Origin of the sequence: Halobellus captivus, from assembly GCF_007655485.1 — an archaeon.
In the GTDB taxonomy this organism is placed as follows: domain Archaea; phylum Halobacteriota; class Halobacteria; order Halobacteriales; family Haloferacaceae; genus Haloquadratum; species Haloquadratum captivum.
Genome location: NZ_VJXQ01000005.1, coordinates 81,406 through 103,387, shown reverse-complemented (window position 1 = coordinate 103,387; position 21,982 = coordinate 81,406). Strand labels below are relative to the sequence as shown.

Below are 21,982 nucleotides of genomic sequence, written 5' to 3'. Positions count from 1 at the left end.
CGTCTTCACCGCGCTCGGGATCGCGATCGCGATCGAGACGGCCATAAACGAGGCGCGAAGGCGGGGATCCATCCCCGTCGCGAACATATGGTGCGCCCAGACGCCGAACGAGAGGACGCCGAGCGCGAGCGTGGAGTAGACGACGAACTTGAACCCGAACAGTCGGCGCCCGGAGAACCGTGGAATGATATAACTGATGAGCCCCATCGGCGGCAACACGAGAATATACACTTCGGGGTGGCCGAAGAACCAGAACAGGTGCTGCCACAGCATCGCTCCCCCCTCCCCGACGAAGAACGTCGTTCCGAAGTTGCGGTCGAAAAGCAGCATTACGATCGCACTCCCCAAAAGCGGGAACGCGAAGAGGATCTGACCAGATTGAACCAACACGGTCCACGAGAAGATATCGAGATTCGCCCACGAGACGTTCTCGCCACGTCCGGTGAAGATCGTCACGATGAAATTAATTGCGCCCATCGTCGCTGAAACGCCCGTCAGATGCAGCCCGAGCAGCATCAAATCGATGCCTGGGTTCGCCTGTTGAACAGAGAGCGGCGCGTACATCGTCCACGCGGTCTGTGCCCCCTCGATACCGACGCCGAGCGGGTCGAGAATGACCCCCGCCCAGATGAGGAGTGCCCCCGGCGGGAGCAGCCAAAAGGCGATGGCGTTGATCCGCGGGAAGGCCATATCGTCCGCACCGATGAGTAACGGTATCAGGTAGTTCGAAAACGCAGCGAGCATCGGCGTCCCGAACAGAAACAGCATCGTGATTCCGTGGGTGGTCAGCAGTGCGTTATAGGTAGCTGCGCCGAGCAGATCGATCGGCGGCGTCAGGAGTTCCGTTCGCATCAGCACCACGGCGATACCGCCCCAAGCGAAGGAGGCCACGGCAAAAACACCGTACAGAAGCCCGATATCCTTGTGATCGACCGTCGTCAACCACCGAAGCAGCCCACTGGGCTTCTCGGCGTGATCGCGGGCAGTTCCGGATTCGCCGACGCCACCGGCGGGGGTGTAGGACCGCCACGATTCGACTCGTGCAATCCACGCGACGACAACCAGCAGAAACAGTCCCATTACGGCAGTGAGTACGAGTTGGCTTGAGCCGATCGGCATACACCCCGCGATTTTTGGTAAACGGACATCATCCTTACCGGGAACATATTCGCTGTGCCGTGACAGACGTCTCAGCGCAGGTGGGGTCCGAACCGAGCACGGATCCGGACCGGGAGGTTTGAGAGCCACGTGACCGGACGTTCGATCGGTGTCTCCGGGATCCGAACAATACTCCAGCCGAATTCCAGACGGCCGTGTTCTTCGACGACGTGCCTACTCATCGTCGCGGTGTTGCCCGTCCTCACGCCACAGCGTCGACAGCGGAATTTCATCGCCTGAGTTACTGCATAGCCACGCAGTAACCTTCGGGCGAATATATTCGGCGATACGATTCGACTGATCGGCGTGTCGGCTGCGCCCGTTCAATGGTGAACAGCGAATCCTCAGCGAACACAGCCTGAACGCGATGGTGCCAGACAGTAGCGGAGACCTCCCACTGCTGTTTGTTCGTTGACCCATCGAGAATTCGCTGATGATTCCCGATTGCGGGGCCACCGTCGGAACGTCGCTGACGTAGTCCGTCGCTTGCACTGTCTCGTCAGTGAGGGTTCGCCGGAAGCGGATCGTTGGTCCCGGAGTCTTCGGTCGAACGTGTTGAAGACGCTCATAGTGGGATAGTTGCGATTATGCAGTTCTCCGAATGAGGTATGTCGTTACCAAGCGAGAGATTGTAAACTGCACTATCCGCTTTTAGAGGAACACAATGCGGCTGTGTACTTCTCTTTTGAGCGGAATCACGTTGGCTCACCACGACAGACAGTACTTGACATCCTCCCCACCCCGAAGGGCGGGGTTTTAGCCTTGTAAGCTCTGTTGAAACCCTCAACAGGTGATCGATTCCTCCATCCCCAATCGGTCAGTCCAGTGGGACTATTTATCGATCAAGACAGAAGCAGTCTCTTGAGAAAAGTTTCTAACCTGGCAGACGTTCAAAAGCCTGTTCAACCGAGACCTCCCGGAACTGCTGGTCTATCCAGTCATCGTCAGAACCAAATGAGGGAGCGCTTACTTCTGAGTCGCCGGTAAGTGACTCGACAGTCGTTTCGAACCATTCTCTTGCTGGCTGGCGTGGCTGACGTATTGAGAATTCTGCATTGCTCGGACGGCCATCTGGAGCATACACATAGCAGTGATCTATCCGTCGATGAGCGCTTTGGAGTGTGATGTTATCTACGTCGGGAGACGTGGGTGACACATCTGGGACGAGGAGAGTCGTTATCGCCCGGTCGTTGATCGCTCGCAATAGCTGCTCTGCATCCGATTCGACGGTGACGTTTTTGTGGTCGGGATAGATGTCGAGCATCCGGTAGTCCGCCGGTTCGCTGGTGGCCTGAAAAGTATAGTAGTCCGGATACTCGAAGAAATCCTCTTCGCGGTTTTCTCTGAGATAATCGTAGAACGCAGTGACACACGAGAGAATAAAGTTACCAGCACCGAGTCCCTCAGTTCCCGCCCCCATCACGACACCCACTCGGTCATCCGACGTCACGGATGGCATCACTGTTTCTCTGGGGACTACGTCTCCATCGACCTGATACTCAAACGAAGCACCATCCAACTCTTTTGCCGTGTGCATCTGTCACAATGAGATGGCTTCCGTGGTTGTAAATAATCACAGGGAGACTGTATTCAGCTACTCGATCCGCACTCTTCTGCAACCGATTGGTTTGGACAAGAATATGTCTAACGGAACGTATTTCAGCAGAGCTGCCTTGTAGCTTCTAAATAAATCTGCACCGAATTCGCAACGGATCGTTCGTTTCGCACCCGCAGTGAAGGCTTGTACGCTTACTGTATCGGTGACCGACGGGTCGGGCTCGAGTTTGAGCTAGGTAGCCGATTCAGAACGGAGCATCCGGTGACCCTTGGCTGACTCCCTCATTTTGCATCGTCCGTTCCATCGGGCTCGATCCGATCTCGGCACTGTCTTCCGGTTTGGTCGTCACATCGCCCGTTTCCAGGTACGTCTGTTCGAGTTCCGCAAGTTGGTCGCTGATCGCGTCGCTCTGATGGTGCATCGGTGCTGGCCGGACTCGAACGAGGTCATATTCGTGGCGGTCAGAGAGGCCGTTCCACGCCCGGAACGAGCCGATCGTGAGCGTGTGAGTCTGTGGGCAGAACGGCGTCGTTGGCGTGAACTCTGCACGGAGGACGCGATTCGCGCCCTCACTGTCAATGGCGTCGTCGGCGTTGTTACGCTCGACAGCGTATCGATACCCGGCGTTCTTGTGCCGCGTATCTAAATTCAACCGAGCGAGGTTATAATTGAAGGTCATGTCGTACACTTTCCGTTCCTCGAATAACTCTCTCGTGAGGCGATGGAAGGCAACGTGATCATTTCCTGTTAGGACGTCGTGCCCTTCGAGAAACCTGTCGGGCATCGGATTGTGTTTCGGAATGAACGTATCGTAGTTATCGAACAGTGAGTCGTCGTCCGTTCCAAATAAGGATGGAAAGCTGGGCATATTCGTCCCTTCTTCGTTACCGGACATACGTCTATTGCCGGAGATATTCGGGGGTCGCGAGTTGAATTACGAGCCCCTCTTGAACCGCCGGAGTCACACCCTGAACTTCACACTCGCTCAGGAGGATTTGCCACGGCCTTCCGTTCGAGATTAATGGCGGTGACATAGGCGTGATCTGTGGATCTGGCTTTCGTGGTTCGTGAGAGTGCTTGGACATCAACCACTAACGTTGATCTCGAAAAAGTATAACTGTAAACTGTCCAAACGGTACACCCCTTAGAATAGATGTGATGAACGCACTTTTCTATTCGTTTCTGTTGATCTAGTTGAAAATTACCTTCGCAGAACATCGCAAGACGTCGGGAACACTTTAATAGTGACTGCTGGGTGAATCCCCCAAGAAATACCCTCTTATTTTGCGGAGGAAACTTTCCACCACCTCTATGCTGACCCCGGTTTTACAACGCGGTATGCACACGGTGTTCCACGTTTCTACTCCTGAAACGCTCTCATACGCTGATGCGAAAGTGGATAACCTGATTGCCGATACAACCGTTGAGACGGACCAAGTCGCCGTATTGGTTGATTCGTCAGTTGCTATCGACGCTGCAGCAACCAGACTTCGGGAAGTACCAAAGGCGATTCTAGCAGCCGATGTCTCATTTCTGATTTGTTCGAACGCAGCACAAAAAGCCACGGCCAGCGTAGATGATTTCCCGGACGGCGTTGAGTTTGTTTCTTCTGGAGTCGGAGAACTCACACGCCTTCAAAACCAAGGCTACGCATATATTAAAATCTGACAAGCCCAAGGCTACGCATCACGTCGTTAGATACCATCACGTCCGGTTGATGAGATATGAGACCCACGTGTGAGGGACAGTACTGCCCAGAGCTAGACTCTGTCTGCTGTAACTCACCAGTACAGGAGTCAACAAATCACCGGAGCAACCCGTTTGCGGGACAATCACGTCACGCTATCGAAGGGTTCAGAGTAGCGGATTCGCAGTTCGAATTCTTCGGCAAGGCTCAACAGTGTCTGTGGTAACTCGTTTTGAATCCGCTCGTCCGACATCCGTCTTGTTGGCCCAGAAACGCCGAAGGCTCCGATGACTTGGTCGTCAGCATCGGTAATCCCAACCGCGACAGCTCGGATGCCATCGATGCGCTCAGAGTTGTTGATTGCGAAGCCACGCTCCCGGATCTCGTCAAGTTCCGCGAACAAAGCGTCCCGATTCGTGATAGTCGACTCTGTTAGTACAGGGAGTCCATATTGGTCGATGATTTCCTCAACCTCGGAAGCGGGGAGTAATGCGAGGAGGGCCTTCCCTACGGCTGATGCGTGGAGATAGAACCGCTGCCCAATGTGTGTGTCGGCGAAAATACCGTGTTCACCAACCTCGCTAGCAAGCACGACGCCTAGCCCGTTTTCATTAGTTATGAACGAGGCACGGTCTGCGGTTTCAGTTGCAAGCGTGCTCGTGGTCTGTTGAGCGATTTCATAAGCTGGCTTTCGGTGTTTCGCATAGTGACTCATTTCTACGAATCGCAACCCGACGTGGTAGTCGCGATCCTCATTTACCACATACCCGTGGGACTTGAGTGTTGTAAGGTATCGATAGGCGGTACTTTTTGAGATATCGAAGCTCGAAACAATTTCAGATATCGTTGCACCATCTTCCGATTTGAGGTGTTCTATTATACGAAACGCAGTATCGACCGATTTGAGTTTATTATCTGCCATATATGTAATATACCTCGTTGGAATAGCTTTCTGCGGGCTACTACCTAATAATTCACTATTTGGGAATCCCTGGTGAGAAATTGGATATATTTAGAAGAGATTCACATATCGGTATTTATATATCGAGCCGAGATAATTCTGCGTTCAATCCCGACAATGACTGACATCACCACCAACCGACGCGCATTTCTGCGTAGTATCGCGGGTGCGGGCACCGTCCTTCTCGCTGGCTGTTCGTCCTCCGGCAGCACTACCCTCCGAATGGGTGCCGGACCTCAGGGTAGCGCCACATTCGCATCGACACAGGCACTCCAAAAAGTCGTCAACGAGAATGCTGAAAACGTCGAAATATCCGCGCAAGAGACATCTGGAACTGGCCCCTCGAACTTCCGTTTATACGACAACGGAGAGATCGACGCCGGTGGGTTCGACAACTTCGCGGCTGCAGAGGCGATGAACGACTCCGGGAGCTTCGAGGAGAATTCTGTCGATAAGATACCTTACCAGGGGTTCTTTTACGTCCTCGCGCATATGTACGTGGTCGCGCGAGCCGAGACAGATATCCAGACAACCGACGATCTCGCTGGGGCGAATGTGTGGCTTAATCCGCCCGGGACGAGCGTTCGACCGCCGACGGATGCCGTTTTTCAGGAGGCTGGATTGTATGACCAAATCAACCTGTTTGAAATGGGTCGGAGTGACCTCCCTGGTGCGCTTGAGGAGGAACGGGTGGATGCAGCAGTTGTCTACGGAGTCAATTACAAAACACTTCCAGGCTGGGTAAGTGAGCTTGATGCCCGTTTTGAGCTTCGAGCGGTGACTGCCACGGAAGCATTCAGACAAGCCATAGAGAACGCCGATGGGACAACGTTTGAGGAGGTAGACACCTACGGGTGGAATCAAGACATCGGTGCAGACAGCGCCGCAACGTGGAACCTCGGTGCCCAGTTCCGGTTCGGTGACGGTGTTTCAACTGAGGCGGCAAAAACGATCACCCGGATCGCATACGAGCAGAACGACGCGATCATCGAGGCGAATGCGATCTATCCCGAGTACAGCGAAGTTTCCGATATGACGAGTGGTCTCATCGCAGACCAGCCGGTCCATCCGGGCGTGGCAGAGTTTTGGCAAGAAGAAGGCGCGTGGAACGATTCGTGGACAACCGGTGAGCTTTGAATCAGCAATGAACCGCCGGACGCAGGTTGTTTCTGGAGTGAGCCTCATCTTTTGGGCCATCGTGATCAGTTATGCTCTCACCCAGCGTATGCCGCGAGCGCGCTTCGGAATCGCGTTCCTCGGAGCAATCGCTACGGTCTATGTTATCGATAACGTATTCGATGCCTATGTGGAGAACGATCGACGAGAACTCGTCCTTCTGATCTCTGCTGGTCTCGTCGTCCTCCTGACGACTGGATATATGTTCTTCAACTTCAACGTCCTCTACTCGGTCCGTATTGGATACGCGCTGAATTACGAGTATGTCCTCGCTGCAATGTTCGTTCTCTCGATTCTCTATCTCACTTTTCGAGAGTTCGGAGAGCTATTCCTCGCTATACTGTTGGTGGCGATTGCATATGGCCTGTTTGGAGCAGCGATTCCGGGTGTGCTCGGACACGGAGGGATCACACCGACGCGGATGTTACGGATCCTGGTTCTTGAGATCGATGGGTTCTTTGGAACCCTGACACGGCTCGTCGGTGCCTGGCTCGCTCTTTTCCTGTTGTACGCCGGATTCTTGCAGGCATATGGCGGCTTCGATCTGATGATCCGACTCGCCGTCCGCTCCTCCCGGTATATTCGATCGGGTGTCGCTCAATCAGCGGTCATCGCGAGTATGATTATCGGCTCGATTAACGGGAGCACAGCCGCTAACACGGCTATGACTGGGTCATTCACGATCCCGCTTATGAAAAAGAACGGTCTTCGATCCGAGACCGCTGGCGCGATCGAATCTGTCGCCTCGACTGTAGGACAGGTTCTCCCGCCGGTGATGGGGGCTGGGGCATTCATTATGGCTTCGTTGCTCGGAATCGAGTATGCCACTGTAGTGATTGCCGGGACCCTGCCAGCGCTAATTATGGTCTGTTCTATCGGGGTTGGGGTTCACTATACATCCATCTCACAAGTTTCGGGCGTGCAAATCGATGTAGAGGAATTCATTGACGTGACGAAGACGCAGCGTGATATCACCATCGAAGGGATCCAATTCCTCATTCCGTTCGTTGTCCTCGTCTATACGTTAGGCATCGCACAGTACACAGTGATCTCTGCAGCACTGTATACTGCCTTTTCGATGGCTATCACTGGAACTACGATTCCAATCACGCGTGCGGCACTTGGATATGAATCAGTCTCCGGTGCTACCCGACGAACGCTCGGTCAAACTATCGAGGGTGCTCGAATTGGGGCGCTTTCGCTGGCAGGGATTGCGATTATTATCGCGGCGATAAACGGCGTCGTCACTATTCTGCTGACGACCGGTGTGCCGTCGGCGATTACGCTCGCGCTCATCGATATCTCCGGCGGCATTATGCTCATTGCGGTCATACTGGCGATGGTTATTTCGATTATCCTCGGTTTGGGGATGCCAACTGCCGCAGCGTATCTTATTGTCGCCCTGCTCATTGCTCCCACTCTCAGTGGCGAGTTCGGCGTGCCCAAGATTGCGGCGCATTTCTTCGTCTTTTACTGTGCGATCCTCGCAGCGATCACACCTCCGATTGCTACGTCGGTTGCGGTGGCAACTGGGATCGCCCAAAGCGACTTTTGGCCGACAAGTGTCGAGGCAATCAAGATCGCACTCCCGTTGTTCATTCTCCCGTTCGCGTTTATTTACAATCCTGAATTAATCGCTGGTGGCGTGAACGTGGGCACCCTGATTTCAGCCACACTTGTTCTCGTTGGGGCGATCAGCATCACCCACGGAATCAACTACATCGAACGACCGTTCGGCCTCTCTTGGTACGCCGATCTCGCTATTCGTGGCCTGTTCGTAGTGACTGGGGTCGTTGCGATGGCTTATCCCGGAACTGCCGTCCGCACAGGAGTTGTGGGATTTGTCGTGACCGGCTTCATCATTCAGCGGCAGTTCGGTACTCGGGATCAACGAACAGAGCAGGCCACCGTCGAGACGGAATGAGGATACTATGACAGAAAGCAATGATATAAACTCGAAGATTTCAGAACGTATCGCTTGTGGGACACTCGAACTAGACGGCCCGGATAGTGTCGTCGCAGGGAATTATGCGACGTGGGAGCTGACATTCACGGCTGGAGAGTTGGGGATGGACGACGGGAGCGCTCTGAAAGTTGCGACTAGTATGACGAGCGACTGGGGTCATCCGCAGTTTAGCGATTCGAACGGTGACAACTACTGTACGGTTACAACGAGCGGCGATGCGACCGTGACAGGACGTTTCGACCCAGATGGCCACACGCGGCCGGTAAAACACGCTATTGTCATCGATATCAACGACGGGTCGCTTGCAGAAGGCGACACGGTCACCCTCACACTGGGTGATACCACAGTTGGGAGTATGGGAATCCGAGCACAGACGTTCCCCGAGAACGAATTCGTCTTCGTCGGTCTCGTTGACCCTTTCGGAACGGCCGAATACGTCGAAATTGACACTCTCACGGTCGACATCGTCCCTGGCCCCGCGACAGCTCTTGAGGCGGTTGCCCAACCTCGCGAAAAAACGGTCCGGATTGCAGTCCGGGCCGTGGACGAATGGGGGAACGTCGCTGTCGACTACGCGGCACCACTGACCGTTGAATCATCTACGGGTGAGGAACTCTCTCCGATCGACGTGACTAACGGGACGGGAACGGTGACACTCGCGATGTCGGACCCTGCATCGACGGCTCCGCAGCGATGGACCGTACGCGGAGATCGGCTTTCCGCGACTACGAATCCCATCGTTCCGGCTGCGCCAGTTCGCTGGGGAGACCTTCACGGACAATCAGAAGAGACAGTCGGGACCGGTTCCGTCGAACAGTACTTCGATTTCGCACGGCAACGAGCGTTCCTCGATTTCATCTCCCACGTCGGCAACGATTTCCAGATTACGGATGAGTTCTGGGAGCGACTGCAGTCCGTGGTATCACGAAACAATGCCTCCGGTGAGTTCGTAACGTTCCTCGGTTACGAGTGGTCGGCGAATACGCCGAACGGAGGCGATCACAACGTCTACTTCCGCGGGAGTGAAGGGACACTTGAGCGAAGTTCACACTGGCAACTCGACGATCAGTCCGCACAGTACCGGGGGATTTCAAAAGCGGAGGACCTCTACGATCACTATCAGGGCCGGGATGACGTCCTTATCATTCCCCACCAGGGGGGACGGCCCGCGACGCTCGATATTATCGATGAATCACTGACGCCGTTCTTTGAACTCGTTTCTGTCTGGGGAGTCTTCGAGTGGTTCGGTAGAGAAGCGGTCGAACGCGGGCATCATCTGGGAGTCGTCGGCGGAAGCGATGACCACACCGGTCGTCCTGGTGCGAGTCGCCCAACCAACCATCGATTCTTTTTGGTTGATGGCGGTCTGATGGGCGTTCCCAATGCAGACCTCACCCGGGAGTCGTTGTGGACTGCGTTCAATTCAAGCCGCTGTTATGCGACGACAGGGGCACGTATTCACCTTGCTGTGACGGTTGATGAAACGCCGATGGGGGGAACGGTAACGGTAGAGAATGAGCTAACGCTTGACGTAACGGTAGCGGGAACGGCTCCGATCACCCAACTCGATCTTATGCGTGACGGCGAATGTATCGCGAGTCGTGACTGTACGACTGGGGATGATCGATTTGAGCTTGTCTGGACGGGGGCCCGATCGAAAGATCGGTACAAAGTTCGTGACTGGAGTGGCGGGGTCTCAATTTCTGACGGACGCTTCACCGATATGGAAGAATTTGGCTTCCAGCATCCGGAACACGGCCTCCAGCGAGTTTCCTCGACGCACGCTAAATGGCGCAGTAAGACTGCAGGTAATTACCAGGGTGTTCGTTTTGGTGTTGAGGGGTCGACAACGGGGACGCTCGCAGTTCGGACGGGACCGTACAGCGGTGAGTTCTCACTTGGTGACCTGACCGAGAAACACCTTGACCTCGGCGACGTCGACACGAGGCTGACGTGTCGGCGTATTGGAACCCCCACAGACCGTGATCTCACAGTTTCGTTAACGGATGACCCCAGTCCGGGGACCTACGCGTATCAAATTCGGGTTCGACAGGCCGATGGCGAAATGGCTTGGAGTTCACCGATCACCGTCCGACGGGATGAGTGACTGGCCTCTCCTATACTGAGCAATTGGAGGGATGAACGTATTCGCGCTCTTATGAACTCCACTCCACTGAAGGGACGGAGTTCTGTTCTGTTCCCCGCAGGCGCCGCTAGAACTCTTCTACGAGTACACTTGGTGCTGACACGACGAACTTGGTGGACAGTCTCACTCCAAGTTGGTGACAATGTCATCAACTACCGGTTTCTCTAGGGACTTGGAACTTCACGTTCGACCTGTACCTTCTCTGTCTGGATATGACACTATCGAATCAGTAATGGATCACCGGTCAACAGAGCCAACCGGCCTCTTCCTCAATCACTCCCGTCGAGCAAAGAAGACATATTTCCGAGTGAGTTGTGTAACACACGGTATGTGCCCTCCTTTGGTCTGCTTTCGGTGTGGAGAATATTACGGCGACGAAACGCGCGTCCGATGTGCGTGCGGTGAGCCGCTCTGGTTCGACACACCCAGTACTGACTTTACGTGGGCAGACTGCTCGGATGTCGAGAGTATCTGGCGCTACGAGGAGCTGCTGCCGATCGAGCAGCCCAACGGAGTCGCTCGTGCTGCAGGACGCACCCCGCTCGTTAGAAGCTACGGACTTGATGGCGCTGCTGGCTGTCGGGTCTACGTCAAAGACGAGAGCGAAAATCCGACTGGAGCGTATAAGGATCGAGGCAGTGCTGTCGCGGTTCCACACGCTATTGAGGCAGGCACCGATGTCATTGGCACTATCTCGTACGGAAATATGGCGATCAGCACGGCCGCTCACGCAACCAGCCTCGATCGAGAGTGTATTGTGTTGGTCCCTGAGGAGACCCCGTCCGCTCGCCTGGAGCTTATCGCACAGTATGAGCCGACGATTGTGCAGGTCAGCGGCGACTACGGGGCGCTGTATGCCGATGGGTTGTCTCTCTCAGACTCGCTCCCGATTTCAATTCTCGTCAGCGATGCGCCAGCCCGCATTAGCGGGTACAAAACGGTCGTCTTCGAGATTTACGAGTCACTCGCCCCGGACACACCTGATGCGATCGTGCTGCCAACGAGTTCCGGAGGGTTCGCATCAGGGATCTGGCGTGGACTCCGCGACCTCGTAACGCTTGGATTGCTGGAGGAGCTCCCGAGGTTGTATCTTGTCCAGACTGCCACTGCTGATCCGATAACGCAAGCCTTTGAAATGGGTGCGACGGACATCACCGCCCTCACTGCTGACGAAACTGGGGAGACAATCGCGCACTCGCTCGGAAATCCAGATCCACCAAGTGGCGCTCGGGCGCTCGCGGCTGTCCGTGAAACCAATGGCGCGGTCGTGTCGGTTACCGATGCGGAGATTCAGACCGCCCAACGACAGTTCGCTGTTACTGGTGGCTTCTGTGTCGAGCCTGCAGCGGCGACACCATTAGCGGGCCTCACACAACTTTCCGAGCGCGGTGTGATTGCTTCTGATGAGTCCGCTGTGATCGTGCCGACCGGGACGGGATTCAAGGAAGCTACTGGCGACGCGTCGATCAGCACCGAGCGGACGAGTCGAGCGGATTTGCCGTCGCTGCTCGACTCGCTACTTGCTGCACACTGACTCAACTTTTTCGACAAACGGTTCTCCAAGTATCGTCACGGATGGCGTTGACGAGACGCCTTGCGTCTCGTCGGTACACCGGAACGCTTTGCGTTCTGGGGATTGCGATAGGGATAACGGCTGGTTGGCAGAGTCAGTGGTTCACCTGTTCGACCGTAGTGAGGGTCGTTTCGTCCCACGAGATCAGGTTGCACACCTCGAACCCTCGGATCCCAACACCCTCGGGAATCTTCGCCTTCGAGTGTGGGGAGGATCTCAACGATAAACAACAATATATACCGTTGTTCAAAAATGATTAGCTGTTGATCAATGGGATCCGATTCCAGCGAAGATATTCGCCTCATCGAACGGGACCTCTATCGAGAAAATCAATCAGCATTTATCGCTTCACTTCCGCAGCTATCACCCAACACCCGCGTCTTGCATCTCGACTATCTCTATTCGCCACAGGAACGCGTCGAACTGTGGCGGGACCAAGATGCAGAAGCTATCGACGAACTCGCGATTCTGTACGCCGGATACCGACGGCAAAAACCGGGAACGATTGAGAGGTATGGTAAATCAATCGGGTACGAAACGACGTTTACTCACATATCAAACCCCAAGGACATTCAACAGGCCGGACTCGAACTCACCAAGTTCTTCGACCGTGTAGAAGCGGAAACATACCCTACACTGGTCTTTGTGGATTCGTTGTCGGCTATGCTCCAGTATGTCTCTCTCAACGACACCGTCCGATTCACTCGTGAGTGTCTCAGTCTCTTCGAACGCTATGGGACTGTCGGCCGGTTCTCTTTCACGCCGCAAATACATACAGCGAAGACAATCGATACAATTCGGGACCTGTTCTCTGCCTAGATTGGCTCGGGCTGGTTCGTCTGTAAACCAACTTGGAGCTACGGCCCGCGGCTTTTCCCGTCAGTGACCAACGACCATCGCGCAGACCTTTGTCCTGAGACGCTGTGAACTGAGTGGGACCGTTCCGCAGTCACAGGCCTTTCATCGAGTTAAAATCCTAACAATTATGCGATTCTATTAGCAAGAGCCGGTTGGGTAGTCAGTGCAGACTATCCGTTTCCCCCTCTCCCTTCCCCGTTCGAAAACGACAAACGGGCTGTTTCGCAGAAATGTCTCAGATATCCTGCTGTGGACGGGAAGGACTTCATTGTAGGGAATTTAAGGCCTATTCAACGACCGGTGATCCGCATTCGACGCAGACGTATCGGCCTTCGATAGTCTCCGCAGCGGGAGCGTTGCACCCGATACATTTCACCCGTGCGCTCCGAACGCTTCGTGGATACCGTGACATTACGTGAACTATTCGGGACTGGTCGCAAAAGTGTTGCTCTACGAGCAATTCCTTGGACTGCGGGCGTTACCATATGCCCTTGAGGGCGCTTCGAGGGAATGCGGGAACAGGAGAAACAAAACGGCCTGGATGCGCGAATAACCCGACAAGCGCTCCAATCACAGTGATCCGGGCGCTGGGGTCTCGATGTGACAGAAAAAGATCACCGATAGTATCTTCCCATACTGGTATTATTAACAACTTCACATATCGTAACGTATAGTATTCGTAAGGAAAACAATAGCCGTATGCAACCGGCGACCGGTGTGCGGTTATTGTTGGTAGAAGATGACCCTGACGACGCTCGGTTTGTGAAGCGACTACTTACTGATTTCCGCGTGGGAAATTATGACAACCGGCCGATTGAGATCGAAGCTGTAGAACACGTCGACACATTTGCTGATGGCCGTGATATGGTCGACTCGTTGTCGCCCGATATCGTCATTCTGGATCTTGGACTCCCCGATAGTAGCGGTATCCAAACTGTCGAAAAGATGGTTCAACACGCTCCAACATTGCCTGTTGTGGTACTCACTGGCCAGTCGAATTCCGGGATAGAGGCGATACGGAGCGGTGCACAGGATTACTTGCTCAAAGGGCGTATTACCGCGCCATTGTTACTTCGATCGCTTCGGTACGCCATCGAGCGTAGTCGCGTCACCAAGGAACTTCGCGATCGGAATACTCGACTTGCGGTGGCCAACGAACTTCTTCGGGGCGACCTTCGAGATGATATCGGTCTCATCGTCGGGTTGATCGATCAGATTGAGGCTGCCGTTGGCCCAACAGACCAGAACACCGTTGAATCTCTATTTAATACGAGTCAGCACGCACTTGAGCTTACAAATACCGTCGCGGATTTGATGGACGTTCTCAACGGCGAACCCTTCGCGCAGCGAGGCCCTTCTGATCTTCGGGCTGTACTCGAATCAGAAATCAACCAATTTCAAGAACAACATAATGTCGACATTGTTTTGCAGTGGCATACGTCGACTGATGATCCGCTGGTAGTCTCTGGAACTCCACTTCTTGGATCCGTGTTTGCACATCTGCTCTCAAATGTCAGTTTGCAGTCTAACGAGCGTGCGTCTCGAATTGATATGACGGTAACTGCGACTGATAACGATGTCTCAGTGGCGATCACTGACGATGATCTCGAATTTCCCGACTCAAAAAAAGAAGCGATCAATGCGTCTGATCCCCGGACCGCAGCTCAATCTCGGTTGAGCTCAGATCTGTTCTTCGTTACGACAGTCTTGGAGCGTATCGACGGCAGCATTGAGATCACGGATAACTCCTCACCTGGCACTGTTATGACTGTAACACTTGAGCGGACACGCTCGTCAGTGACCCCGGATTGAACCACGCAGTCCCGGTTGAGCGGTGGGTGGCTATCTCCTGCCCTTTATATCTATCTTCTGATCAATAGCCAATACTTGATATACCTCGATACAGATAGTACGTTGAAATGTTTGATGTGGGCGAGGTCCACTTCCGGGTGTTGTATTTACTCGGGGCGGTTGGGGTTCTCTTCTTGCTTCGACAACCGCTTCGGTATCCGAAGCGCCCCGCCAGCCGTTGGTTCGCGCTCACGATCGTGGCGGTGTCGGCGTGGCTCTTCGGTGTCGGTCTCTATTATTTCGATCACACTCACGCCGGTTCGTTCGCGCTGTACTGTCTCGTACTGTTTTCTATTACGGTGTGCTTCGCTGGTTGGATCCTCGTTGCGATCGAATTTTCCACGGGGCGGTCGGCTCCGAGGTCTGTTCTTCTCGTGTTGGGCGTATTCGCTATTACCCACCTCTTTTTATTGGTGACCAACTACGCTGGCTTCCACGAACTCATCTATCTATCGTCATCGTTTGTCGATGATGGTGGCGGGCTGAACGTTCGGCGCGGACCGCTATTCTGGGTCCACATTGTCGTTATCTACGTCCTTGTCTTCCTTTCGGCAGTTCTTTTTGGGGCGGAGTGGGCGAATTCAAGTGGACTGCGCCGGCGTCAAGCAGGCATTATGGTACTCACGCCGATTGCCGGTCTTGGGGCATCGGCCCTCTGGTTCGCAGAGGTGCTCCCCTTTCCCTTCGATCCGACGCCGGTCGGCGCCACTCTCGGTGTCGTTATGCTCGGTTGGGTCTTATATCGTTCAAAATTTGTCGAAATCGTTCCCATTGCGAGAGACACCGTCGTTGAGGAAATGTCCGATGCCGTCGTCATCATCGATGCCGAAGATCGCGTGATCGATTGGAACGCTGAAGCAGGTCACCGCTTCGACGCCGAAGACGCATCTGAGGGAATTCCAGCCGACGAATTCTTCGACTCGGTTCCTGATGAGACGCTCGCTAAGTTCACCGACACCACGCAGACAGAAACGCAAATTTCGTTCGAACACGACGGGACTGCACAGCACTTCGCGGTCTCTATTTCGCCTATCGAATCTGCGGATGACAGTACTTTGCTGGGACGTGTCGTCGTTATTCGGGATGTTACCGATGAGAAACGTCGCGAAGAGCAACTGTTGAAACAGAATGAGTACCTTGATCAATTCGCTGGGATCGTTTCTCACGACCTCCAGGGACCACTGATGGAGATCCGGGGAAGTGCAGACGCCACGATACGATCTGGTGATCCCTCATACGCCGAATCAGTCCTTGAGGCCACCGACCGGATCGAGCGACTGGTAGATGACCTTCTTCGTCTGGCTCGAACTGGCCGACAGGTCGATGACGTTTCATCAGTTGAATTATCTGAGGCGGCTGAGACGGCTTGGCGGCGGGTCTGGAGTTCCACTGCGACACTGACGATTGAGGCCGACACTACCATCGCCGCGGACAATGAGCGATTGCTGCAGTTACTCGAAAACCTCTTTCGCAACGGTATCGAGCACGCGATTCCCGATTCAATGCAGCACCCATCCTCACTTACCAGCGCGAATCACGCAAGAAATAGTGCTGCGACAGTAGCTCTCGAATCTGCCACTATCCAGATGACTGTCGGTTCGCTCCCCGATGGCTTCTTCGTTGAAGATAGCGGTTCCGGAATTCCACCCGAGGACCGTGACCGCGTTTTTGAACGTGGATACACTACCACCTCCGATGGGACCGGCCTCGGACTCAGTATCATCCGACAGATCGCCAAGGCCCACGGGTGGGCCGTTCTCGTCACTGAGGGTACCGATGGCGGAGCGCGATTCGAATTCCGAGGAGTGACCGTCCTGGAAAATTCGAATAGCTCGGATCGATAGCATCTCTCGGATCACACACCACGCGGAGATACTAGCCCCGGCTGAGTGAATCACGGCACTCCCGATACGTCGTGGATGTAGCGAGCCTTTCCGGTGAGTATACCGATTCAAAAACGGCCATTCTGTTAGTGAGCGCAATCTCATCGCGTTCCGCTATCGAGTCATCATCGTGGGTTAGTTGGTTCTCGACAGCCGTGAGTACTGTTTCGCGTCTGATTGGCTTTCGGAGCAGATCATCACAGGGAACTGTTAATAGCCCAAATTCTGGCCGATCCCCAACGAGAACAATTGTACGGCACTCAGAGCGGATCTCTCCGATCAACTCGTGGATCTCTATTCCAGGCAACTGTGCATCAAGGATAACGACATCTACGTTCTCCTCAAAGTGGGTGAAGAACTGATCTCTATTGTGGGTTCGAACGCTACTGTATCGATCGCTCATCCACTGCCCGTACAGCCGCGTCAATCTGCGATCGCCATCAGCTACGAGTACTCTCGGTATCGCATTTTCAAGGTGGCGATCTCCCCACTCGGAAAGTGCCTCGAACACCAGTTCCAAATCACGACCGGCACCTGTAAGTTCATACTCGACTCGAAGAGGAGAGTCTGAAACTTCCCGTCGTGTGATCAATTCGCTTTCCTGAAGCGCATCAAGCGTTTCGGTGAGAACTTTCCCCGAAACACCCTCGATGATGTCTTGTAACTCATTGAATCCGGATGGCCCGTTGTGAGAAAGCGCGACTAAGACGACTGGATTCCACTTTTTTGAAAGAAGTGTTAGTGCCTCCAATCCCACCCGTTTACGAGGTGGAATCTCGGAATCCAATCGATTCATACCCAATCTCTGGCTTGAATTGACATATTTGTTTTGTTGAGTAGGCTTCGAGGACGGGATCCGTGACACAACCACATCAAGAAGGTATCTCGTGATATCCGCGGGCGCTGCGTTCGCCTCGTCGAGGACGGACTAGTCCAGTCGAAAGTTGATGCGAGCGCTTGTCACCTCGTCGTCTGCCAAGTTCGTCTCGACCTGCCGCTTACACCGTCGTTGAGTTACACGCCACCCTGACGCTTGCCTCCACCTTCCCCACACTAGACGGTCGAATGGTAGTCGACTGTGGGGACGATCTGCCTCGTGCCAACTAGCTGAGGATGTGGAGTTCCTGACGTCGCGGTAAGTGAGTCGGTTACTGTAACGTTCGCGAATACTTACCAGAGTCCGAGAAAACGAACCGTTCAGCAACGTGACCGGACCTGTTTTGTCTCTGAATCGGCACGATAGGCCGTTCACGTTTTGGGAAAGCTATGACGACGAAAGAGAATCAGGTACGCTTGGAGAACAATCGTCTTGAAGACACCACCCCTCCGACCGAATCCGATGGGGACGCCCGAGAAAATGATCGATCTCGTCGGAGTCGGCGGACGTTCATTCAGGGCGTTGGGGTCGCTGGTATGCTCTCGCTGTCGGGGTGTACCCAAGTTACGATTGGCGAGGACGGCATCACTTGGGGAACTGCAGAGAGTACTCCGACCAGCACCGCTACCGAGGGCGGGCCCACAGAATCCCCTGCGGATGTTGCTACGGAGGATGACGACGAGATTGACCTCTCGGAGTTCGAAGATGGGAGCTTCAGCGGTGGGACTCCCAGCATCTCCGAGGGCGTTCGCGACGGCGTGGAGATATCGGTCACACCAGCCGGAGTCGATAATGAAATCAGACTGCTCCGTGAGACGGTCCAATTCGAATACAGTGCCGACCTTGTTGCCCGTGATGATCTCGTCGCCGAGCTTGCCGAAGAGGAAGACAATGACTCGATGGTGGTCCAAGCAGAAGTCGTCGAAATCGACGATCAGGTCAACGAAGAACCGCAAGTGATCCAGGCCGAGCTCATCCCCGTTGACGAGGAAGATGATGATGAGGAGGACGACGATGAGTAGCGACGAATTGATCTGTTCGGAGACGGACGAGCGCATCGAGGCTGGGTTTGATGAACCGATTATGTTTGACCGCCTCGAGAGTACGTTCTACCCGGGCAGCATCGTCGATACGGCAACGATTCCAACGGGTGCCTACGAGCAGGTGAGGGCCGATCGAGTACCGTTGAATCTCACCATCAATCCCCGCGGGATGAGTATCGATGGCTCAACGCAACTCATCGTGGAGAACCCGACGCTCGGGAGCGTCCGCGACGCCCAGATCGAACTACGAGACCGACTCAATCCCGCTGCCGGGGAGGGAACCGCTCATATGGATTACAGTCTCGAAACCATGCACTCCGAAGAGACAACGAGAACGATGCTGGGCGCCCACTACGAGGGCGTTACGACGGAGATCGAGGCCAACTTCGAGTACGAGTCGGAACTAGAGGTCCACGAGATCCTCGCGCAACTACAACAGGTGTACTACTCCATCGATGTCGACTTAGAACACCCGGGGGCGTTCTTCTTAGACGGTCGGACGCCCGCACCGACATCTGCGATCGTCGATCGGATCAATTACGGCCGCATCGTCTTGTTTAGCTTCAGATCTACTCGGTCGGTCACAGACATCAAAACCTCAGTGGAAGCGGCGTTCGAATCTCCGGGTCGTAGCGGTGGCGGGGAGATCGAGTACGAGGACGCACAGACTATCGAAGAATCGGAAATCAATGCGACTGTGTTCGGTGGTGGTGCCGATACCGGGGGGCGAGCCGTAACTGCAACCAGCATCGAGGATATTCACGATATCATCAACGAGGGATCGAGTTTCGGTCCCAACCATCCTGGCGCACCGATCAGCTACCATATGACGTACCTGATTGATGGATCTGATGCCGGAGTTACGACGGCGACGAACTACACCGCTCGGAGCTGTGAGCGTAGGGCGACTACCTACGAGGTATACGATTTCAGGCTGTTGAATCACAACACCGGCTTGATTGGTAGTTCTGATTCGGTAGACGGATACATCAGAGTCGACGGGAGAGAGAGTGGCAACCGGGTGTACCCACGTGAGAGTGAAGGGGAACCGACGGTGTCTGTCGAGGGAACGCCCCTCGATGAAGAGGAAGCTGACAAACAGATTTGGGTCCGGTCAGAGGGTGAGAAGATCGCCGTCGAACGAGCGGGTGAAGACGATACCTCGATCGAGGAGACACCGGGCGTGCGGTCGCTCGAAGCCACCGCGACGCTCGATTTCCCGGGCGGGGCCGACTCCATTGACTACTCGGACGGCCACATCCGCGTCGTCTCGAATCTCGACGTCGACGGGAATCACGCTGGATGGCAGGCAGTGAACGTCTATCTTGGCGAGATCACCGGATCCAACGCCGATCACCGTCTGCGATTCACTGGGCACGATGACGACCCGATGGATCTGGTTTTCAAAGTGCGGCCCGTGTTCAACTAGCTTGCCAGTTGCTTCGATACGAGCTCGAAGCGCTCTCGAACGGCGCAGTCCTGTTCGTTCATCACTCAATTCTCTACAGAATTTGATCACTTTCCGGGACGAGCCACCTTCTACTTAAGATGCTGGCTCAGGTGCAGGCCTGAGCCGTGCCCTGGAACTAACCTGGCGGTAACGTAGGCGGTTACTTTATCGTTGACGAACAGTTATCCGTACCGTCTTACGACAGGACGCTATGGCCGGTTCCGACGATCGCATTCGACCGCACGAAGAACGGGGCGTCATCACGCCGAACGACGATCTCAAACTCCTCCACTGTACCGAGGTGAGTAACTGTGAGTGAAATCATAGGTAACACGCTCTTGACGGGGATCGCAGGGTTGCCCTTGGATTTCTCGGTTGAGATACTCCCCCTGCAGAGTTTCACCGGTGGAGAGCCACTTCTTGCCATACCGATTGCCGTTGTGTTCTTGGTGGGGCTGTTTGGAGCGTACTTGGGCTATGGTCGGTACCAGAAGGGGCAACTCATCGAGGAGACGGAGACCGCACCGATTGGCTCAGTCACACCGGGGCGCGTTGGTATTAGTGGAACCGTCCGGCCGGTCGAGGAGCCGCTGAAAACGAAATTCACGGACGATGAGTGCGTCTACTATGGGTACCGGATCACCGATACCATTGAGACCGAGAAAGAGGACGAGGACGGCAACACGGTCGTCAGCACCGAGACGGAGCGGCGTGGGAGGGGCAGCGAGGCGGTGGACTACTACGTCGAGGACGACACTGGGGTCGCGCTTATCCCTAGTGATGACGGGCTGGACTATTCAATTTCCTCGGAGAACTCGGATACATTCCGGAAGAAGCGACACCAGCCGATAGAGGACCCTGACTTCACCCACGGAGACGACTACCTCCCTTCAGGCACCAAGCAGCGCTCGTATAAACAGTCGTACCTCCCTGTCGGTGAGGAGGTGTTCGTGATGGGCCGTGCACGCGGTGCCCCGACCGACGAGAACACGGCATCGGTGATACTGCAACGAGACGAAGAGACGGACACCTTTCTTGCATCGGATGAAGGCCAGGACGGACTTGCAGGCAGCTTTTCGACCTCTGGGCTGCTCATCGTACTAGTGAGCCTTGCAACGAGCGCGGTCACGCTCTATATGCTTGTTTCTGATTTCCTCCTCGTGTAAATTTCCTCATAGATAGGTGCGGCGAGTGCCTTGGGGTCGTTGGGAAACCCTCGAATTTCGTGGTGACGAGAGAGCGTTGCTCTTTCGAGGGAGTTGACCCGAAGTGATTCACGGCCGTGGCGAAATCCGGATCTTCCCATCGACCTCGTAGGGGTATCGCTTAAGCAGCAGTTGCTTTTTCCGGTTCTTGACTTCGACACGTCTGAACCCTCGGCCTCCCAGGTATATGACTGCAGATTCGAGTGTCAGTGAGCCACGACTGACCTCGTGGGCTCGCGCCTTGGATCTCTGTGAGCTGCTCCGGGGTCACACCCTGAGGTACTCTGTAGTAACAGGAAGTCCCGCCCTCAAGGAAAAATGCAAAGGGCTGCTGAGTAGGACGAGATAGTTCAGTTCACGCGTCGAATCCGTTCCGCCTGAGCGCCTCTGCCAACTCACCGTCAGGGTCGGCCGTAAACTCAACTAACGATGACTCTGGTCTTGTTGTGGTATAGAGTTCCGAGTCGATATTGTCCGGGATTTCGTTCGCGTGTGTCTCATCTACAACTGCAACCGATATTTTTGGCTTCGTATCCGTGTCTTTTGACTCGCTCATTAACGTGGGATACGGGGGAACGATGTTTGGCCTT

The 21,982-nt window shown here is 54.6% G+C and carries 17 protein-coding genes; 11 read left to right on the top strand and 6 right to left on the bottom strand.

All coding sequences use genetic code 11. The features are described from left to right. From FJT57_RS16975 to FJT57_RS13080, 3 genes are all read right to left on the bottom strand, one after another. Positions 1 to 1,080: cbb3-type cytochrome c oxidase subunit I (locus tag FJT57_RS16975; protein ID WP_238994004.1), on the bottom strand; the 1,080-nt coding region annotated here is incomplete at its 3' end. A 952-nt stretch (positions 1,081 to 2,032) separates the two neighbouring features. Further along, positions 2,033 to 2,695: a hypothetical protein gene (locus FJT57_RS13085; RefSeq protein WP_144905962.1), complete on the bottom strand. Its 663-nt coding sequence runs from the start codon at positions 2,693 to 2,695 to the stop codon at positions 2,033 to 2,035. Positions 2,696 to 2,960: 265 nt separating this feature from the next. Beyond that, the gene (locus FJT57_RS13080; RefSeq protein WP_144905960.1) at positions 2,961 to 3,584 is read right to left on the bottom strand and encodes a hypothetical protein; all 624 of its coding nucleotides are present in this window, start codon (positions 3,582 to 3,584) and stop codon (positions 2,961 to 2,963) included. Between the two features lie 470 nt (positions 3,585 to 4,054). Between FJT57_RS13080 and FJT57_RS13075 the strand changes: the two genes are divergently transcribed. Next, positions 4,055 to 4,384, top strand: a complete 330-nt coding sequence (locus tag FJT57_RS13075; RefSeq protein ID WP_162524354.1) for a DsrE family protein — start codon at positions 4,055 to 4,057, stop codon at positions 4,382 to 4,384. 164 nt (positions 4,385 to 4,548) lie between these two features. Here FJT57_RS13075 and FJT57_RS13070 read toward each other — a convergent pair whose 3' ends face one another. Next, positions 4,549 to 5,325 carry an IclR family transcriptional regulator gene (locus FJT57_RS13070; protein WP_144905957.1) on the bottom strand — a complete coding sequence of 259 codons (777 nt, stop codon included), beginning with the start codon at positions 5,323 to 5,325 and terminating at the stop codon, positions 4,549 to 4,551. A 156-nt stretch (positions 5,326 to 5,481) separates the two neighbouring features. On the opposite strand from FJT57_RS13070, the gene FJT57_RS13065 reads away from it, so the two are divergent. The 7 genes from FJT57_RS13065 (at position 5,482) to FJT57_RS13035 (ending at position 16,778) form a co-directional block, all read left to right on the top strand. Continuing rightward, positions 5,482 to 6,501, top strand: a complete 1,020-nt coding sequence (locus FJT57_RS13065) for a TAXI family TRAP transporter solute-binding subunit (protein ID WP_144905955.1) — start codon at positions 5,482 to 5,484, stop codon at positions 6,499 to 6,501. After that, on the top strand, positions 6,491 to 8,464 hold the full coding sequence (locus FJT57_RS13060; RefSeq protein WP_238993994.1) for a TRAP transporter permease: 1,974 nt from the start codon (positions 6,491 to 6,493) through the stop codon (positions 8,462 to 8,464). The genes FJT57_RS13065 and FJT57_RS13060 overlap by 11 nt, the downstream gene beginning before the upstream one ends. Positions 8,465 to 8,471: 7 nt before the next feature. After that, on the top strand, positions 8,472 to 10,613 hold the full coding sequence (locus tag FJT57_RS13055; RefSeq protein ID WP_144905953.1) for a DUF3604 domain-containing protein: 2,142 nt from the start codon (positions 8,472 to 8,474) through the stop codon (positions 10,611 to 10,613). 508 nt (positions 10,614 to 11,121) lie between these two features. Further along, entirely contained in the window at positions 11,122 to 12,186 is a 1,065-nt protein-coding gene (locus tag FJT57_RS13050) for a pyridoxal-phosphate dependent enzyme (RefSeq protein WP_144906144.1), read from the top strand. Positions 12,187 to 12,495: 309 nt separating this feature from the next. After that, entirely contained in the window at positions 12,496 to 13,044 is a 549-nt protein-coding gene (locus FJT57_RS13045; RefSeq protein WP_144905951.1) for a DUF7504 family protein, read from the top strand. A 738-nt stretch (positions 13,045 to 13,782) separates the two neighbouring features. Continuing rightward, positions 13,783 to 14,895, top strand: coding sequence for a hybrid sensor histidine kinase/response regulator (locus tag FJT57_RS13040; RefSeq protein ID WP_144905949.1), 1,113 nt, complete (start codon positions 13,783 to 13,785; stop codon positions 14,893 to 14,895). Positions 14,896 to 15,002: 107 nt separating this feature from the next. Continuing rightward, entirely contained in the window at positions 15,003 to 16,778 is a 1,776-nt protein-coding gene (locus FJT57_RS13035) for a histidine kinase N-terminal 7TM domain-containing protein (RefSeq protein WP_144905947.1), read from the top strand. A gap of 31 nt (positions 16,779 to 16,809) precedes the next feature. Here FJT57_RS13035 and FJT57_RS13030 read toward each other — a convergent pair whose 3' ends face one another. Next, positions 16,810 to 17,613, bottom strand: coding sequence for a winged helix-turn-helix transcriptional regulator (locus FJT57_RS13030; RefSeq protein WP_144905945.1), 804 nt, complete (start codon positions 17,611 to 17,613; stop codon positions 16,810 to 16,812). A 617-nt stretch (positions 17,614 to 18,230) separates the two neighbouring features. On the opposite strand from FJT57_RS13030, the gene FJT57_RS13025 reads away from it, so the two are divergent. The 3 genes from FJT57_RS13025 (at position 18,231) to FJT57_RS13015 (ending at position 21,353) form a co-directional block, all read left to right on the top strand. Next, complete coding sequence (locus FJT57_RS13025; protein ID WP_144905943.1) at positions 18,231 to 18,716, top strand: hypothetical protein; 486 nt, start codon at positions 18,231 to 18,233, stop codon at positions 18,714 to 18,716. Continuing rightward, the gene (locus tag FJT57_RS13020; protein WP_162524353.1) at positions 18,709 to 20,166 is read left to right on the top strand and encodes a thiol-activated cytolysin family protein; all 1,458 of its coding nucleotides are present in this window, start codon (positions 18,709 to 18,711) and stop codon (positions 20,164 to 20,166) included. The genes FJT57_RS13025 and FJT57_RS13020 overlap by 8 nt, the downstream gene beginning before the upstream one ends. A 332-nt stretch (positions 20,167 to 20,498) precedes the next feature. Beyond that, positions 20,499 to 21,353 carry a GIDE domain-containing protein gene (locus tag FJT57_RS13015; protein WP_144905939.1) on the top strand — a complete coding sequence of 285 codons (855 nt, stop codon included), beginning with the start codon at positions 20,499 to 20,501 and terminating at the stop codon, positions 21,351 to 21,353. A 394-nt stretch (positions 21,354 to 21,747) separates the two neighbouring features. Here the strand turns inward: FJT57_RS13015 and FJT57_RS13010 are convergent, their stop codons facing one another. Beyond that, on the bottom strand, positions 21,748 to 21,948 hold the full coding sequence (locus FJT57_RS13010; RefSeq protein ID WP_144905937.1) for a hypothetical protein: 201 nt from the start codon (positions 21,946 to 21,948) through the stop codon (positions 21,748 to 21,750). Positions 21,949 to 21,982 lie beyond the last annotated feature (34 nt).